The organism is Paraburkholderia sp. PGU19, assembly GCF_013426915.1.
Classification (GTDB): Bacteria; Pseudomonadota; Gammaproteobacteria; order Burkholderiales; family Burkholderiaceae; genus Paraburkholderia.
Genome location: NZ_AP023183.1, coordinates 374,907 through 391,775, shown reverse-complemented (window position 1 = coordinate 391,775; position 16,869 = coordinate 374,907). Strand labels below are relative to the sequence as shown.

10 protein-coding genes and 3 pseudogenes are annotated in these 16,869 nt (G+C 58.6%); 4 read left to right on the top strand and 9 right to left on the bottom strand.

What is annotated here, in order from left to right; translation table 11 throughout:
- Positions 1-448: 448 nt before the first annotated feature.
- Positions 449-967, bottom strand: coding sequence for a hypothetical protein (locus H1204_RS48770; protein ID WP_180736925.1), 519 nt, complete (start codon positions 965-967; stop codon positions 449-451).
- 185 nt (positions 968-1,152) lie between these two features.
- Here H1204_RS48770 and H1204_RS48765 point away from each other — a divergent pair, with 185 nt between their 5' ends.
- From H1204_RS48765 to H1204_RS48755, 3 genes are all read left to right on the top strand, one after another.
- A complete protein-coding gene (locus H1204_RS48765; protein WP_180736924.1) occupies positions 1,153-1,515 on the top strand; it encodes a hypothetical protein in 363 nt (120 codons plus the stop codon).
- Positions 1,516-2,182: 667 nt separating this feature from the next.
- Positions 2,183-4,156, top strand: a complete 1,974-nt coding sequence (locus H1204_RS48760) for an ATP-binding protein (RefSeq protein ID WP_180736923.1) — start codon at positions 2,183-2,185, stop codon at positions 4,154-4,156.
- A 173-nt stretch (positions 4,157-4,329) separates the two neighbouring features.
- A complete protein-coding gene (locus H1204_RS48755) occupies positions 4,330-5,427 on the top strand; it encodes an IS5 family transposase (RefSeq protein ID WP_180736739.1) in 1,098 nt (365 codons plus the stop codon).
- A gap of 239 nt (positions 5,428-5,666) precedes the next feature.
- Here the strand turns inward: H1204_RS48755 and H1204_RS48750 are convergent, their stop codons facing one another.
- The 8 genes and pseudogenes from H1204_RS48750 to H1204_RS48715 form a co-directional block, all read right to left on the bottom strand.
- On the bottom strand, positions 5,667-6,698 hold the full coding sequence (locus H1204_RS48750; protein ID WP_243469216.1) for an integrase domain-containing protein: 1,032 nt from the start codon (positions 6,696-6,698) through the stop codon (positions 5,667-5,669).
- A gap of 2,315 nt (positions 6,699-9,013) precedes the next feature.
- Positions 9,014-9,313, bottom strand: a complete 300-nt coding sequence (locus H1204_RS48745; RefSeq protein WP_180735494.1) for a hypothetical protein — start codon at positions 9,311-9,313, stop codon at positions 9,014-9,016.
- Positions 9,314-9,327: 14 nt separating this feature from the next.
- Positions 9,328-10,410, bottom strand: a complete 1,083-nt coding sequence (locus H1204_RS48740; RefSeq protein ID WP_180736921.1) for an IS630 family transposase — start codon at positions 10,408-10,410, stop codon at positions 9,328-9,330.
- 650 nt (positions 10,411-11,060) lie between these two features.
- Positions 11,061-11,162 (bottom strand): annotated as a pseudogene (locus tag H1204_RS52415) (MoaD/ThiS family protein); the annotation flags it as partial.
- A gap of 16 nt (positions 11,163-11,178) precedes the next feature.
- A pseudogene (locus H1204_RS48730) lies at positions 11,179-11,537 on the bottom strand (type I glutamate--ammonia ligase); the annotation flags it as partial.
- Between the two features lie 136 nt (positions 11,538-11,673).
- Complete coding sequence (locus tag H1204_RS48725) at positions 11,674-11,832, bottom strand: hypothetical protein (RefSeq protein ID WP_180736920.1); 159 nt, start codon at positions 11,830-11,832, stop codon at positions 11,674-11,676.
- Positions 11,833-12,078: 246 nt separating this feature from the next.
- Positions 12,079-13,737, bottom strand: coding sequence for a long-chain-fatty-acid--CoA ligase (locus tag H1204_RS48720; RefSeq protein WP_180736919.1), 1,659 nt, complete (start codon positions 13,735-13,737; stop codon positions 12,079-12,081).
- A 127-nt stretch (positions 13,738-13,864) separates the two neighbouring features.
- Positions 13,865-15,993: pseudogene (locus H1204_RS48715) on the bottom strand (alpha/beta hydrolase fold domain-containing protein).
- 62 nt (positions 15,994-16,055) lie between these two features.
- On the opposite strand from H1204_RS48715, the gene H1204_RS48710 reads away from it, so the two are divergent.
- Positions 16,056-16,754 carry a TetR/AcrR family transcriptional regulator gene (locus H1204_RS48710; RefSeq protein WP_274608320.1) on the top strand — a complete coding sequence of 233 codons (699 nt, stop codon included), beginning with the start codon at positions 16,056-16,058 and terminating at the stop codon, positions 16,752-16,754.
- Positions 16,755-16,869: the final 115 nt, after the last annotated feature.

The following is a 16,869-nucleotide window of genomic DNA, read 5'->3' as shown; positions in this document are numbered from 1 at the left end:
CTCGACGAATTTTGACTGTTCTCTGCAACCAGGTGAACGCCAGCGTCATGCACATAGTTCAGCGAGCGCGTGATACCTGCGTCTATCGCGCAACCTCATATAGCCGGAATTTGTTGTCGATCCGATCGCTGTATGAGCGGCTCTGGCTACGGAGCGACCGGTTTGGTCACCAGCTCGTAGAAAGCCCATGCGGGTAGTGATGTCCAGTGGACTTGCATCCGTAAGACGTCGTGCGATCCTGGACATTCATAGCCAATCGGATATTCATATGCGCACATCACCACTGAACGCAAGGGTCGCCAATTGCTGGTTCCGAACCCTTTCCGGACACTTCCTACCGAAGGAATCCATCGTCAAGGTCGGTCAACGTGAGGTGAAGGTGAACAAGACATTCTCTGTGCCGCCGCATCCATGGCACCCGCACGGAGCAGCATGGACGGTTGACTGCTTAACCACGTCTGAGCTTCCACCGCGCCCCAGTCCAGTCATCGGCCCCTTTCCCGACAGACATCGCGTCCTCTTGCCACCTGCTCTTCGACGACGTGCCTTGTCTTCTTTCATCATCAACGTTCAGGTTTGTTAATAGAAGGAATCCAAAATGAACAATCAACCCAAGAATCTGTGGTGCGTTTTTGTTGACGAATGCAAGGAGTTTGTCCTCGAGTGCATCATGCCTCTTATCGTCATCGCGAAGAAAATATTGCGTCACCTTCGCAAGTGAGGACGCGGAATGCGCGGTCACGGAGTTTCCGGAATGAAAGTCACCCAATTTACGACAATCAACGGCCAGAAGATGATCAAGATCGTCACTGATTCCGGCGTCACTGGCTATGTCGATGCCGCTATCCCGCTCGAAGCGCTGGAAGCGTGGCGCAGGCGCCTCTCCGCTGAACTGAAGCGCCCGCCCCTCCTGCCGCACCGCAAAGTAAGACAGCGGTGGAGACGCAGGCTTATTCCTGTTCGCCAACGCGCGCGCCGCACTCGTCGGCACCAGCGCATGAACCTGTATACGCGTCGGATTCGCCTCGTCAGGCGCCGATAGCGCGTCTCGGCTTGCGTTAGAGCAGAACCATGTGACTCTGGATCTGTTCCGGTGCACGCGTCAGCACGACAGCATCAGAATCTTTGTCTACTACCTCGAGGAAATATTCGATGCGCAACGATAAACATGGCGAGTCCCTATTCACCTTCATCCACCCGGACCATGCGCGGCTTCCCAGACATATCAGGATGTTATGGAATAGCGTTGCACTCCTCATCTTCTTTGCACCACCGTTCATGGCCGTTACATCTGGCTTGGGAATGGTGCTGGGACTCTCTTCACTTCAGCAGTTATGTCCTCCGTTGGCACACGGTTTTGCTCACGAAGCCATAGCACTGGTCAAGCTCACAGCCATTGCGCTCGCCAGTCTGCTCCTGACGGTGGATTTCTTCGAACGTCACGAGCTCGCCCGCCTCGTCCGTAAAGACATCTACGAAATGATCGAAGAACACGTGATACCTCTGTTCCGCTAGCCTCACTAAAGTCGTCCGCCGGATCGCCATAGGGGTGACGGACACCGGGCGTTCTATCCAATCCGGTCTTTGTTATTCCCTGATGCCCGGCGACGGGCATATCGACGTTTGACTCCGTACCGTGCCCGGTCGTCAATACGCATCGGTGCGATGCGCCGGGAGATCATAAAGCACGTGCCGCACCTTCGTCGTGGATAACTCACGCCCAGTCGTGGAGACCTGAAGTTTCCCGACAACGGATTGCATCCACACCTTCATCACCTCTTCCCCTTGATTAAAGTCGTTAGCTAGTGCCACCAGGACTCTTTATCGTCGTACGTTCACATCTTCACCGATCACGACTTCGTGGCCCTGGCATGAAGTCCACAGTATCAGCGCTTTCCGACGCAACTTCGGTTGCTAATGGCGCCTCCGGACGTTCCCTCTGAACGAAATCAGGCCGGACGTCATGGGCAGACTTTGGCATGTCGACTCCCCGACTTGATGCGGTTGAGATATATCTCATAAAACAAGAGCATCTCTCGACGTCACTCGTACTACAGCCGACGCCGCTGCGCCGACTTGCATTTTGCGGAACCCGCATGAACATAGACAGGAGGCGTGGCGAATGAAACCGCGATGGTCGCGGAAATCGTAGCTTCAAACAGATCTTTTCGAGGAAACGACGATGCTTGAGCTTTTCCGATATTTCTTTGAGGTGTTCTTCTGGGTCCCGGCAGTTCTCCTGGCGCTGAACCTGGTTCATTCGTTCGACGTGGGCGGTGCCAGTCTGAGTGTCGCGTCGAGCCAGCATCTGCTGGCGATCACACTGGTGGCGGCGTGGGCGATCTGGGCACGCCGGCGCGAGAACTGGGCATGGACGCAGATTGCGTTCGGTGTGCTCAGTCTCGGCCTGCTTCGCCTGATCATCGCGTTCAACCCGTACAGCATGTATGGCGCAATCATCTGGGGCCTGGCATTTCTCGGCATGTTATTCCAGCACCGTCGCATGCAACGACCCACGGCCGCGGGCAATACGGCAGCGCCAAAGGTTGCGACGTCGATGCCACCCGCAGAAGGCCAGCTCCCGTATCAACAACCGCAGGCCCCCACTTACAACTATGACCACAAGGTGCAAGTCGCCCGCTACACCTTCGATGACATCGTCGGCATGGCGGATACGAAGCGTCGACTGCTCGCGGCCGCAGAGGAGATCATCGGCGACGAAGGGGCGAATCGTAACGGCATGCTGCTGTTCGGCGAACCCGGCAACGGCAAAACGCTTTTCGCGGAAGCGCTTGCCGGCCAGCTTGTCATTCCGTTCTTCAGCCTTGCGTATGGTGACGTCGCGTCGCCCTGGGTCAATGAGACGCCGATGAAGGTGAAGGCGGCGTTCGATCGCGCGCGGCGCGCAGGGGTCTGCGTTTTCTTCGTGGACGAGTTCGACTCTTTCGTAAAAGCGCGGTTTAGTCGCTCGTCTCACACGATGGATCAGGACCTGACCAACGTTATTCTGACGGAGGTAGTGGCCCTGCGCGGCTCGCGCGTGGTTCTGGTCGCCGCGACGAACTTTCTGGACAAGCTCGATGGGGCCAGCATTCGTGAAGGCCGCTTCGACTACAAGATCGAGGTTCCTTCGCCCGATTTCGAGGCACGTCAGGCCATCCTGCGCAAGTCGATCGGTGATGCGCTGGGCTTTGCCGCTGTGGCTGGCAATGTCGTAACGAGCCTCGCTGACCGGTGGGAAGGCTTTAGCGCCAGCCGTCTGTCGAAGGTGGGCGACGAGCTCAAGTCGATGCGCCGGGACGGGCAGATTGGACAGGGCAAGGTGTCGTTCGACAACGGCATGCTGGCGATGCGTCAGATGGTTGGCCGTAGGGGCAAGCTGCCGGAGAAGGTTCTGTCGATCGACGAGATCATCATGCCGGCACAGTCGCGTGATGCCCTGAAAGACCTGGCGTTCAAGATGAAAAACATCGCGAGCCTCGAAAAGATTGGTGGTCGCGTGCCGGTTGGTCTCGCGTTTATCGGCCCGCCGGGCACCGGCAAGACCGCGGCTGCGATGGCGCTCGCCAAAGCGAGCGAATGGGCGTTTCTCAAGATTACGGGTGCTGAAATCATGGCTGACCCGGAATCCTGGGACAAACTCGTTCGCGAGGCGAAAGACATCAGGCCCGCCGTTGTGTTCCTCGATGAGGCTGATGACATTTTGCGTGATCGACGCTACTCGAATCACGGCACGCTAACGAACAAGCTGCTCACGACGCTGGACGGCGGCGGCGGCCGCGTTCGCGATGTTATCTACGTCGCAGCGACCAACTACTACGACCGGCTCGATGAGGCCGCGACGCGAGGCGGCCGCTTTGAGGAAAAGATTGTGTTCGACGTGCCGTCGGCGGACGACATGCAGCGCTATGCGACCAAAAAGCTGACGACACTGGCTGGTACGAATTACCGGATCCTGCCTGCTACGCTTGACGCGCTGGCACTGGCTCTCGCAGGCCGGGCGATTGCCAATGCCGACGCCGTCATCCAGAAGACAATTGACTCGGCCGCAGTGCGTGCACTGCGTGAGCAGATTGCCGAGATCCGTCCGGATGACGTCGAAGCGGCGGTGTGCACCGTGTTCGCCGACCGTTGTCGCATCCGTCCAAGGCGTTGAGTGGATGCTCGCGGGTGCTGCCAGAAACAACCGCCCTTTCCGGCAGCACTCACATCAACTCGATTTTGACTAGCGGTCCCGCTTAGCAGGTTGCTGAAATACCGCCGACGCGCGTCATCGCGGCGGGCCGTAGATGCGTTGATATGAGGACCTTACCCGCCCCCTTGGAGATCATGCGCGGCGCTGACACGTTTACCGAGAGTTTGTTTTCTTTTCGCAAGCTGGACGACTTCGTTCCGGCCTCGCATCCGCTGCGTGCGATCCGCGTCATGGCGAACAAAGCGCTCGCGAAGATGGATCGACTGTTTGCCGGGATGTACGAAGCCGACATAAAGGGCGGGCGGCCGAGCATCGCGCCGGAGAAATTGCTGCGAGCCATGCTCATTCAGGTGCTTTACAGCATCCGCTCGGAGCGCCAGCTCATGGAGCAGGTGCAATACAACCTCTTGTTTCGCTGGTTCATTGGCCTGGCAATGGATGATGTGGTGTGGGTGCCCACGGTCTTCACGAAGAACCGCGAGCGGTTAATCAAGCACGACGCAGTGATCGAATTCTTCAACGAGGTGGTGAACATCGCTGAGAAGAATGACCTGCTCTCGGGTGAGCATTTCAGCGTGGACGGCACGCTGATCCAGGCGTGGGCGGGGCACAAAAGCTTCGTGCGCAAGGAGGGTGACGATCAGGACAACGACGGTGGCAGTGCGGGTGACTTCAAGGGTAGCAAGCGCAGCAACGAGACGCACCAGTCGAAGACCGATTCCGATGCGCGTCTTTATCGCAAAGGCAAGACGGCCAGCGAATTGCGGTACATGGGCCATACGCTGACCGATAATCGGCACGGCCTGGTAGTCAACGCGCGCGTGACCAGTGCTGACGGGCACGCTGAACGCGAGGCAGCCAAGATCATGATCAACGATGCAAGGCAAGTGGCAGAAGACCCCGACGTGGAAATCACGCTGGGTGCGGACAAGGGTTACGACGCACAGGAATTTATCGAGGCCTGCCAGGCGATGAAGGTTACACCGCACGTTGCACAAAACACTTCGGGCCGGCGTTCCGCGGTGCCCGATACGATTGCCTCAAGCGTGGGCTACGCCATTTCGCAGCAAAAACGCAAGTTGATCGAACAAGGTTTCGGATGGGCCAAGACCGTGGGACGTATGCGCCAGGTCATGGTGCGTGGCTTGAAGAAGGTGGACCAGATGTTCGTGTTGAACATGGCGGCCTACAACCTCGTGCGCATGCGTTCACTGGGACAAGTCCGCCCGTAGTGGCGGAAATGGCAGAAACGAGCCCAGAAATTGGCCTCAGGTCATCGAAAATGATGTTGAATCCGCGCTGAAATTTCGCAATGCGAAAAAGCTTGAAACAGAAGCTGCGTAAGCGGAGGGGTGCTGCTTTCACTGATGGGTACTTCAGCAACCTGTTAAGACGATCCTTCAACGGAAGACGCAGTTGCCTTTCGTCAATCGAGGGACCTTTCGCCGCGCCGCCTCCCGGGCGTTTCGCATCAGCCGCACTCTGCTTCCGCTTTCTCATGAGCAGGGATACTCTCAAGATCGTCCGGATGCTTCCTGCCGGCCGGCGCAGTCTCGTAGTAGTTGGCGAACACACCCGAGTGCACGCGCTTCCACCGTGGCGCACTGGTTTCCGCGGTGGTCGTTGCGACAGCGCTCCCGTTCGAAGCCGAGTCGCTGGCGGCGCGGACGGATTCTACCAGCGGGTCGCTCGCTTCAGTTGCCGGGCCGGCCTCAGCATTCCTACCGTCCGTTTCAGCTTTCTGGGAGGCCGCTTTTCCCGCCGCCGCTTTTTGCGCCGCTGCCGTGGAACCGTAATAAGCGTTCATGATCTGCGGACGGCTGTGCCCGAGACGCTCGCTCACCCGTTTCTTCCGGACCCTCATCTCATCTGGCGAATACTCGTCGCCGACGCCGCCGAGCGTTGCCGGTGTGAAACCTTCGAGCAGCGCGCAGTTTTCTGCGTACTCCGCCCGCATGCCGTGCCCGCACACCGAGCAGTTCGCCTTTGAGATGCCGAGTTTCTGCATGCTGTACTCGTAGCGGTCAATGTTCTTTTCGAGCGTTGCGTTTTCCCCGCGGATCGTCCGCTTCCACCCGAGGCTGTCACGCTTGCCAACACGCTCTTTGACCATATCCAACACGGCGGTCTGGAACTCGAACTCAATCGTGATCGACTGCTGCTTACCGCCCTTCGCTCCGCGATAGACAATGAGCAAATCCTTCCCGAGATCCCGCTGGTCGGATACCCACGGCTGAATGAGGACCGCTTCCTTGCGGCGAAGCCCGAACGCCAGTTGCATCGCGAGCATCATCCCGAACCGGTCGTCGATGGCAAATGCTTCCTCGAGTTTCTTTTCCACGTCGATACCGTTCGCGCTCCACGACTTCGTGACCCTCGCCGTTGCGCTGACCTTGATGCGATCAGGGCTTGCATCCGGCAGATACTCTTCCAGCGTCTTGACGAGATTCGGCTTGCCGATCCACCGCGCGAACTTCCGCAGCACAGAAAGCTCGTTGCGCATCGTCGCAGCCGCCCTGACTTCCGTGTACCAGTAACGCACCAGCGTCTTGACGTGCCGCTCCGCAATGTTGCGCGGATAGATCGGCAGGTTCAGCTTCTGGTGCAGCGTCTTGAATACGACGAACAGCACTTCCGCGTTGTGCTGCCTCGTGCGGTGCGCGGCCACCTTGCCGTTCACGCGCTTGTGACCATTCTCCTCGATGATCTCTTGCAGCTGAGCCTTCCACCCCTTCGTTTCGGGTTGCCCCCGCCTGCCGCGTCACTACTACCTTCGCCAAAACTACGTTCGTCCTTAGCCATAGCCTCTTCCATAATGTGAAATGCGCGCCCTGTCCTGTGTGGGACATTCGCCCGGGCTACTCATCCGGTTCGCATCAAAACCAGCCAATCACCACATCCAACCTCGCATATCGGTGGTGGCTCGGTGCACGTGTCGCATGCACCCGGGAGAAGGCAGCCGGACTCCCGCATATCACAATGTGAAAAGGTCGGTCTGTCGTAAAAATGTGCATTCCGGCGGTAGCCTGACCTCTCAAAACTCCGCTCACGCCTCGCCCTTACGGTCACGAGGTTACCTGGTACTCGACCAGGCGCCGGCCCCTTGAAGGGGAGCCAATCCTGTGCGCTTCCATTCCTCGAGTGAGGAACGGTCGGAGATAGCGCACGTATCTCCAGTGTTTGATCTTCCCTGCCATGGCTGGCGGGCAAGGCGACCCCACTCACCCCGACGCTTTCGCGACCAGTGAATAGTCCGTCCGCCATCGAACGGTTACGCCTACGGTTCTTGCGAATCGGCCACGTTTTCCCCAACGCGTATGTCGTACGACGGTTGAGGCAAACATCCCGCTCGGCCGCACTCGTCAAGGGTTTGCGCCTTGCCTCTGTGGGGATCTGTCGGGGATTCGCTATGGGCTGAAAAAAACGCCCGTGAGGGCGTCGACTGCAGAAAACGAGTTCGCGCGGATAGCTCCGCGGAATCTTTGATGGGTGTTCCGTGCGAGTACGGAATGTGCAGCTGCCGCTTAACCGCGGCGCGGTGTAATTCTTTGTCGCTCTCGGGTTCCACACCTCGAAGCAGCGATGGATCGAAGTAGAGCATAGTCGCCCGCGCTTCGCAAGTCTCATTAGTGCCCCAAACCGGGATCTGCTTAGCAATCCTTGTCCCTTTGCACGACCGCCAGTCCGCTGTTCTTCTCCTAACCCAAAGACCCTCCTCCTGACTTTCTCAACACTTACTTTGCATCTCCTTAACGCTTACTGCACAAGCCTTCGCACTTACTGGACACGCTGTTCACTCTTTGCTGTAGCCCTCCTTCAAACCTACTGCACGCTATCTTTACTCTTACTGTTCACACCCTTGGTGCAAGCTGTACACAATCTTCGCGTGTGCTGTTCATGCCCTTCACCCTCGCTACACCTTCCCTTCATGCCTCGCTGTATCCGTCCTTCATATTTACTGCCCGCATCATTCACTTTCGCTGTTACCGACCTTCACACATACTTCGCACCTCGTTGTTTCTTACTTTGCTCGAGCTTCACATAGCTTTACACATCCTTCACAAGCGCTTTGCAAAGCCTTGGCGTTTGCTTTGTTGAATGTGGCGGGAAATGAGAGAGCTTTTGCGACAGAGAGCCCGCTGACCATGGCTCAAACTTCAGCGTGGACAGAACATTGCTAACAAGGCGGTAAAGATGAACGCTGAAGAATTCCTTGCATCGGAGCACGCCGCGAGCCGCTCGAAGATTGGCGCCTACGATGCCGACATTCGTCTTCTGCGATCCCGCGGCGTCAGCGGGCAGCGCATCGCCAATTTCTTGAAGCTAAATAACGTTCACGTAACGGCGAGCGCCGTCTACCAGTACTTCAAGTGCCATCCCGACGGGTATCGCTTTAGCACCCGAGGCCCGACGAACAACGATCAGCGCGCCTCAGCCGGCCAGACATCCGTACACAGCGGCAAGCCGGCCACCGATACAGCAGCGACGTCTCGGCTCAACAATCGTCGGACCCGCCGAGCGCCAAGGCATCGAGCCAAACCCTGCATGCGCGCGAAGTCGGGCTTACTGACGCAAGCGTCGGGCAGCGTCCCGAGCTGCGCGCCTCAAGCCCCAGTTCGCAACCGTCAGAACCCCAGCCCGTGGTTGGCGATCAGCGTCCTGTTGGCGGTCGGGCACTTGCAAACGACACTCATCTCGACGGCTCCGCGAATGGCAGCGAAAACACCCGTGCTTTCGACCCATCTGGCACACCGGACTCTAACTATGATCGGGGTACACGAGAGGGACCTCGGCTAGTACAACATCCCGTAATTGGCTTTAATAATTATCGGGCTGTAAATACGGGTGCAGGAGCGTGACGACGACGTCGGCCATCTCCTCGAGCGAACCGGTTCCGGGCAGCGGTTCCCATCGTCCGTTGTGGGTACGGAAGGCGGCGCCATAACGATTGCGGCCGAGCCCGGTGAGGCGCGCCACAACAGTCGGTTCCTCATCGTCCAGACGTTTGATTAGCAGGTGATGCCCGTAGGCTTGCGTAACGATTTGCTCATGGCCGAGCAAGGTGCGTAGTTGACGCTGAAGTTCGGCCGCGTAATGTTTGGTGGGTATGGCTGGCACGTCGGTCCCCTCGATTACGTTGCGCCGGTTTGTAGCGGATAGCCCCGGAAACTCCATTTGAAGGGCCGCGCTGCCTGATTATGCTCACGGACAAACTGCCCGGTGCGCTCGCGCAGGTGCGCGGTGCTGGTATGGCTGGCATGGCGCAATACCCGGCGCGTGTAGCGCGCAAACCATAGTTCGATCTGATTGACCCAACTCGCGTGCAACGGCGTGAAGTGGAAGTGAAACCGCCTGCCGTGTCGCGCATTGAACGCCTGCCAGACGGCCTGGGCGCGATGCGTGTTCAGGTTGTCCCAAACCACGTGCACCTGCTTGCCCGGGTACGCAGCAGCCACGCGCTCCATGAAGGCTACCAGATCGTCCTGGGTACGCCGCTCGCGGCACTCTGCCAGCACCTTTCCGGCATGCACATCCAGCGCGGCAATCAACGCCTGGGTGCCATGGCGGATATATTCAAACTCCCGACGACGCAGCCGTCCCGGCGCCGGCGCACGCCCCGAATGCTTGCGCTCGACGGCCTGAATTCCGGTCTTCTCGTCGATGCTGAGCACCACCGCGTTTTTGGGCGCCTTGCGATACAGCTTGCAAATCACATTGACCTTCTCCCGAAAGGCGGGGTCGGGACTGTGTAGCCATTGCTGGACCCGGTGGGGGCGCACGTCGCCGGCCTGCAAGATCCGCTGAACATGGCTACGGCTGATCTGTTCGACGATGCCGCGCTCGATTGCGCGCGCCACAATCTCGTCGAGCGTCGGCGTGACCCGCCCCTGCGGTTCCTGCGCCTCGCATGCCAACGCAATCAATTGCAGTCGTGTTTCCTGCGCAATGCGCGGCGGACGGCCACTGCGCTCACCTTCTCGAATGCCCTGTGCGCCTTGCCGCGCAATGCGCTTGCGCCACGTGCTGACCGTCTGCACCGATACACCGAGCTCTCGCGCAATCACGGTATTCGAGTGTCCCTCATGTGCCCACAACGCAATCCGAGCCCGCATCACATCCCGCTGCGGGGCCGTCTTCTGTGCGATCAGCGACAGGAGTTTCTCTTTTTCTTTCTTCGTCAGCTTCACTGACGTTGCGTGACGGCCTCGACTCATCCCGGCATAATAGCCAAATCGTTTAATTATTCAAGATATTTGCGGGATGTTGTACTAGTTTCGGTCGAAGACGAGCCGCGCGTACGGAGCAAGATGATTCACTGGGACCCGTTTTCCCCTGAGAACCGGGAGGCCGTGCTTGCATATGTCGAAGGGCTAAAGGCGGGGACCATCCCCACGGGCGTGATAACCAATTCTGAAAGGCAGTCAAATGAGCGGCAAGAAGATCCTGATCATCCATAACTTCGGCGGCGTCGGCAAAAGCACCATTGCGGGTTGCCTGATTCATCCGCGAACTGGTGGCGAGATCCTGTCAGTAGAACGCAGCAATCTCGATGCGTCGGCCTATGGTCTGCCGGTCCATCAGTACAACGCAGCTGAGTACACGGAGTTCTACAGAGACCTTCGCCGGTATTCAGCGCTCGGCAACGTCATCTCAGACATCGGTGCTTCCAACGTAGAAGAATTCATCGACCATCTTATTAAGTCCGGCGGACATGAGCAGTTCGATTACGTCGTAGGTTGTCGTCGTCAGTCTCACGGTGAGACGAAATCACACCCTCTCCTCGTTGATTTAGAACAGAAAAAGTCGTCCGGGTTTGCACAACTTCCGACTTTTGCTGATAAATCCGATTCAAGTATGGGTCAGCGTAACGGGCCTCGAGCGCTTCGCCGAGCGTGCGCGCTTCGATCTCGCGCTCGGGCGTTGCGATATGTCGTTGAATCGAAGCAGCGAAGAAGATGTGCGCCATGGTGGGGATTCAGTTCGTCTTTCCACAGGCTCTGGTGACAATGCATGCCGTTCGCGTTGTCGGCAAACAGTGGTTTCGGCATGAAGGTGGCCACCTTGCCGTGCCGACGCGCAACGTTCTTGCAGATGTACTTATAGATCATCACGTTGTCGGCCATGCGGGTGAGCGTCGCAAAGCGCATGTCGATCTCGTTCTGTCCGGCGGTCGCGACTTCGTGGTGATGCACTTCGATCTGGACGCCCGCCTGCTGAAGCGTCAGCGCGATCTCCGAGCGGATCTCCTGCAGCATGCATGGGGTGGTACCGGGAAGTAGCCCTCCTTGTAACGTTGCTTGTAGCCGAGATTGCCACCGCCGTATGCGCCGTCGTCCCGACCATCGGCGCCCTCACAGATATTCTGCACGGGAATCTCGCCGCTCTGTCGGAAGGCTTGCGACGTGAGCGTGAGGGTCATGGTGCGCTCCTCGGCGGCGTAACCGTTTGATGCGGGCTTTTCAATGTGCGATGCGGCATCAATGTTTGTGCCGGTGCAGCCAACCCATATGGTGCAAATCAAGCCACTGGGCCATCCCCTCTTCTGGGTGATCGCGCCTGTACCGTTGCGCCACCATGAACCCTGCGACCAATAAGACCGTCAAGCCGACAACGAAGTAGATCATGGACTGAGTCATGGCAGCCTCCTTATTGGGTCGCGACCATCCTTATATTCTAGGTCAACACTTTCCGAAGTGACGAGCGACGAGCGCACGCATCCGCGGATTGAACGCCGATCCACCTCGCCCATCCTTTCCGACGTGCACGATCAGCGTCTCGTCATGGCCCGAGCAGGGACGAACTATGAAACTCGCCCCTTCAGATTTCAGCTTGCAACGTTAAATCACTGAAAGGAAACCCTCAGATCAGGTTTCTTTTTTTGGTCACCGAGACCCCCGCATTTCATCTTCTTGCAGCAGTCGCCACTGGATTTTTCCGCTCGCGGTACGAGGCAAACGCTCAGCGAACTGAACGACACGCGGAACCTTATAGGACGCCATACGTCCTCGGGCCCACGAGATGATTTCTTCCTCTGTCGCGCGCTGGCCGTGCCGAAGCACGACGACGGCTTTCACTGATTCGCCTCGACGCGAATCGCGCGTCGCGATGACACAGGCCTCCTGCACTGCCGGATGCTCGAAAAGCATCGCCTCTACTTCTGCGGGCCAGACCTTGTAGCCCGACGCATTAATCATTCGCTTCAGCCGGTCGACGATGAAGAAATATCCATCCTCGTCTGCGTAACCGAGGTCTCCCGTGCGCAAGTATCGCTTTCCGTCGATCAGAGCGAACGCATCCAGTGTTGCTTCGGACGCTTGCCAGTATCCGTCGAACACCTGAGGTCCGCTGACCAGGATCTCACCGGTTTCTCCTGCGCCGAGAGGCCTCAGTGTGTCGGGATCGACGACGACTGAATGCGTGTCGAAAATGGGAACGCCCATGCACTGCTGCTTGCTGTTCTCCGGCGGATTGATGTGGGTCGCCGCCATCGTTTCGGTCAGCCCATAACCTTCTATATAGGGGATGCCCCACCGCTGCTGGAGCTGGTGCGCAACAACCTGTGGCATCGCGGCACCGCCGCCGCTCAGATACGCCACAGAACGCAAATCGAAACTACCGACATCTTCCAGATTCAGCAGGTCGACCAGCATCGTCGGAACCGTAATCCACGTGCTGACGTGTTGACGTTCAATCAGATGCGCGGCGCACTTTGCATCCCATCGGGTCATTATCACCATAGTCGCGGCCGTGAGGATGGGCATGTTCATGCAGTTCTGCATGCCAGTGACATGAAACAAAGGAACGGAGCACAGAACCACGCTTTCATTGTGAGTCTTCGACCCTTCGGCACATGCGAGCGTCGAATACATTACGCTGCGATGCGTGTGGATGCATCCTTTGGGGCGTCCGGTCGTGCCGGACGTGTACGGAATCACGGCCAGATCTTCGGGCCTCGCCTGGTGATTGCGCGCAACGCATGCGCGAGCGAGTGCGTGGTTCCAGTCGACGAAGCCGGCATCCGCATCGGTACGTGCTTCGCGCGGATTCAGCACATCGGGAAACGGCAGATCCGTCTGGACGCGCAAATAATCGCCATAACGCGCCCGGATCACATAGTCCAGATGGCGCCCGGATAGCGACTGTACGTTTGTCACGAGTTCATCGCCAACCAGTGCGACTCTGGCACCGCTGTCTTCGACTATGTGTTGAAGTTCAGAGCACTGGTTCATCGGATTGACGGGAACGACTACTGCATCGGAGCGCAAAATGGCATAGAAGGCAACGACGAACTGCGGACTGTTCTGCATATACAGGACGACGCGGTCACCCCGTACGATGCCGCAGTTCTGTCGCAAGAATCCGGCCATTGCGTCGACTTCCTCGCGCAATTGCCTGTAGCTGATAGTACTGCCGTAGTAATGGATCGCTGCCCGCTCCGGGTAGCGGTTTGCAGTTGCTTCGAGATTTGCATATAGCGATGTCTGCGGCACAGATAGATGGCGCGGCAGGTCAACCAGACTATGCGTCGATGTTGCGTTCATGTCAATTCTCTTCGTGGAACGGTTTGCGTTCGTCGCGGGACGAACGCCGCCCGCGACTGAACGCAAGATGTGCCTGAGCCAAGGCAGCCAGGGAGGATGTCGTATCGGCAAATCGCAATGCGACGCTCTATTTCCGGAGCAACTGGCGACCCCACTGTCCGATCTCTTCAAGGGTTTCCGCGGCTTCCGGCAAGAATGGGAAAAGCGTGTAGACGTGAACGGAATCGGCCACCATCTTCAAGTTCACGCTTGCGCCCGCCGCCTTCGCGCGCTCGGAAAAGCGTGTCGTATCGCTTTCCAGTACCTCCTTGCGCACAGCGGAAATGAACACGGGGGGAAGGTCGGTGAGATCGGCGAACAAAGGCGACACCATCGGATCGGTCGGCTCATGACCCTGGAAGTATGACGCCACCAGGTTGGACAGTGTCTCGCGATTCGCAGCGGGGTCGTCTCCCGAGTTCGCCAGAACGGACGGGCCGCCGAGCGTGAGGTCGGTTAGCGGGCAGATGGCAATGACACCCGCTGGCAACGGCAGACCCGCTCGACGCAATGCAGCCGCGAGAGCCAGAGCCAGCCCCCACCAGAAGATTCGCCGCTCAGGAATACCGTCGACGCATCGACACCGGAAGCAAGCAAGCCACGGTACGCACTGAATGCGTCGTCAATGGCTGCCGGATAGGAATGTTCCGGCGCAAGGCGATAGTCGACCGTATAGCACGGTCCATTCAGCGCGCGCGAAAGACGGCTCGCGTATTCAACCGAGCTTCTCGCCGAACCCAATACGTAGCCACCACCGTGGAAATGCAATACGGTGGCGTTGCGCCCTGCTCCCGCTGCAAGCACGCGCAACGAACTGGCTCCGTGAAGATCGACTTCCGTCACTTCCGTGCTTGCGGGCGCGGGGAACTGCTGCAGAAGGAATCGCTCGTAGGCAGCACGTTGTCCGCGGTCGCCACGCGCGATATCGTCCGGAGTGAAGACGCCCTTCCAGAGGTCGAACGCTCGCTGACTCTCGGGACGCTCCATCCGCTTTCCTTCCCGTGCGGCACTCAATCCGACCACCTCGCCTGGCGGCAGCTTTGCCGCTTCGAGAATGTTGTGCCCCCAGGCGAACGACCACGATGCTTCGGCCAGCGGATCGATGCGCGCGAGTCCTTTGAGACGTCCGTTACGCTGGCGCACACGCGCCTCGTCGGGCTCATGTGCCCAGTCGACGACAAAGCGCGCTCCCGCCTGAATTCGCGTGGTACGCGGCTGTCGACGCCGTTCATATTCGGCGAGCGCGCCCTGGACTCCGGCCGAACCATGTCGCTGGAGACAGCTCGCCAGGACCCACGCATCTTCGATTGCCTGGCAGGCGCCTTGCGCGAGATACGGCACCATCGCATGGGCAGCGTCGCCGAGCAACGCAATCCGTCCGGTACTCCAGTGTTCGATCGGATCGCGGTGGTACATCCCCGTAATGAACGCCGAGTCCACCGCTTCCAGCATCTTCTGAACAATCGGCTCGGCACCCTCGAAGGAGCGGCGCAACTGATTGACGTCGCCGGACTGCGTCCACGACTCACGGCTCACCTCAGTGGCAGGCACCGAGGCAAGAATGCTGTAGAGATCTTTGCGAACCCAGTAGGAAACGATGTTTCTCCCCACGCCGAACCAGTTGTTTCCAGCCACCGGCAACCTCAACCCGGCAAGCCGGTCGGCGGGAATGAGCGAGCGCCACATCAGAATGTTGGCGAACTGCTTTTCCTCGGGTCCGCGCAGGGCAGTACGCACCGCAGAGTGAATGCCGTCCGCGCCAATCACCGCGTCGCCGCGGATCACTTCGCCGTTTTGCAGCGTGACATACGCGCCGTCTTCGTCCTGAGAAACCGATGCGCACTCCGCCCCGAGCCGAACCACGTTGGGTGGCAAAGCTCTCGCGAGCAAATCGATCAGATCCGCACGATGGACGTTGTAGAGCAGCGCACCGTAACGCGCATGCGCTTCCTTGCCGAGCGGCGCGACGTACAACAGACGCCCCGTCGACAGTTCGAGGTAGTCGAACCGCTCCGGCACCGTCGCGATCTCGGCCAGAGCCGGTTCCAACCCCAACTCCCGCAACACGATGGTGCCGTTCGCCGCGATCTGAACGCCAGCGCCCACCTCGGTCAATTGCGGAGCACGCTCCAGTACAATCGGCTCGATTCCATGACGCAGAAGCGCTAACGCCGTCGTCAATCCCCCAATGCCTCCACCAACGACTACAATTCTCATACTAGTTTCTCCAACTGAGTTAGTTAACTCAGTTTAGTTAATTAACTCGACATGGTAAAGTAATGACGACACTAGGGAAAACCCTTCGTTCGGATGGAGCCGAGACCCGAACGCGCCTGAAAGCGGAAGCCCAACGGCTATTCGCACTGCGCGGTCTCGACGGTGTGTCCGTTCAGGACATCATCAGTGCGGCCGAGCAGCGAAACAGCGCGTCGTTGCGCTACTACTTCGGCAACAAGCTCGAATTGGCACGTGAACTGGTCGTCGACGGCGCGCAGCTCATCGATGAAGACCGTCAGGCACGGCTCGACAGTCTGGAGGCGGAGGGTGGGATGACCGTACGGGCGGTGCTGGGCGCCCTGCTCCTTCCGATGCTTGGGCTGGCAGACCGCACGGGCCACGCGACCTATATCCGCATGATCGCCAACTTGCAGCTGAACAATCGCGCGTTCCTGCGTGAGGCACTGGAAAACAAGTGGAACAAGGGCTATCAGCGTTGCAATGCGCTACTGCGAAAGCTGCTTCCCCATATTCCTGCGGCGATCGTGGATCAGCGGCTTTCGCTGGTCGGCATTTACGGCAACGCTGCGCTGGCCGCATGGGAGGCGAGCCGGGACGGTGGCGATTCAGGAAAGCTTTGGTCTCCGAACTATGCGGTGTCGAGCCTGATGGACAGCTTTGAAAGCATTCTCACCGCATCGCCGTCGGAAGAAACGAAGTCGTTGCTGGGTGAATCCACCCGCAAGAAGGCGTCTCGCTGACACACCTGAGGCAACCACGGGTACGTTCCGCGCACACGGGATTTGTCGATCAGTGCCTGATTTCGGGTCGGCAAGGAGCATTCGACATTCTCGGTTTCACGCGGTGCTGCTTATT

What these genes read in the sequence shown, in the direction of transcription:
- H1204_RS48760 (WP_180736923.1), top strand. Translation starts at nt 2,183, where the DNA reads ATGCTTGAGCTTTTCCGATATTTCTTTGAGGTGTTCTTCTGGGTCCCG.
- H1204_RS48710 (WP_274608320.1), top strand. Translation starts at nt 16,056, where the DNA reads ATGACGACACTAGGGAAAACCCTTCGTTCGGATGGAGCCGAGACCCGA.
- H1204_RS48755 (WP_180736739.1), top strand. Translation starts at nt 4,330, where the DNA reads ATGCGCGGCGCTGACACGTTTACCGAGAGTTTGTTTTCTTTTCGCAAG.
- H1204_RS48750 (WP_243469216.1), bottom strand. Translation starts at nt 6,698, where the DNA reads ATGCGCAACGAGCTTTCTGTGCTGCGGAAGTTCGCGCGGTGGATCGGC.
- H1204_RS48765 (WP_180736924.1), top strand. Translation starts at nt 1,153, where the DNA reads ATGCGCAACGATAAACATGGCGAGTCCCTATTCACCTTCATCCACCCG.
- H1204_RS48725 (WP_180736920.1), bottom strand. Translation starts at nt 11,832, where the DNA reads ATGACTCAGTCCATGATCTACTTCGTTGTCGGCTTGACGGTCTTATTG.
- H1204_RS48740 (WP_180736921.1), bottom strand. Translation starts at nt 10,410, where the DNA reads ATGAGTCGAGGCCGTCACGCAACGTCAGTGAAGCTGACGAAGAAAGAA.
- H1204_RS48720 (WP_180736919.1), bottom strand. Translation starts at nt 13,737, where the DNA reads ATGAACGCAACATCGACGCATAGTCTGGTTGACCTGCCGCGCCATCTA.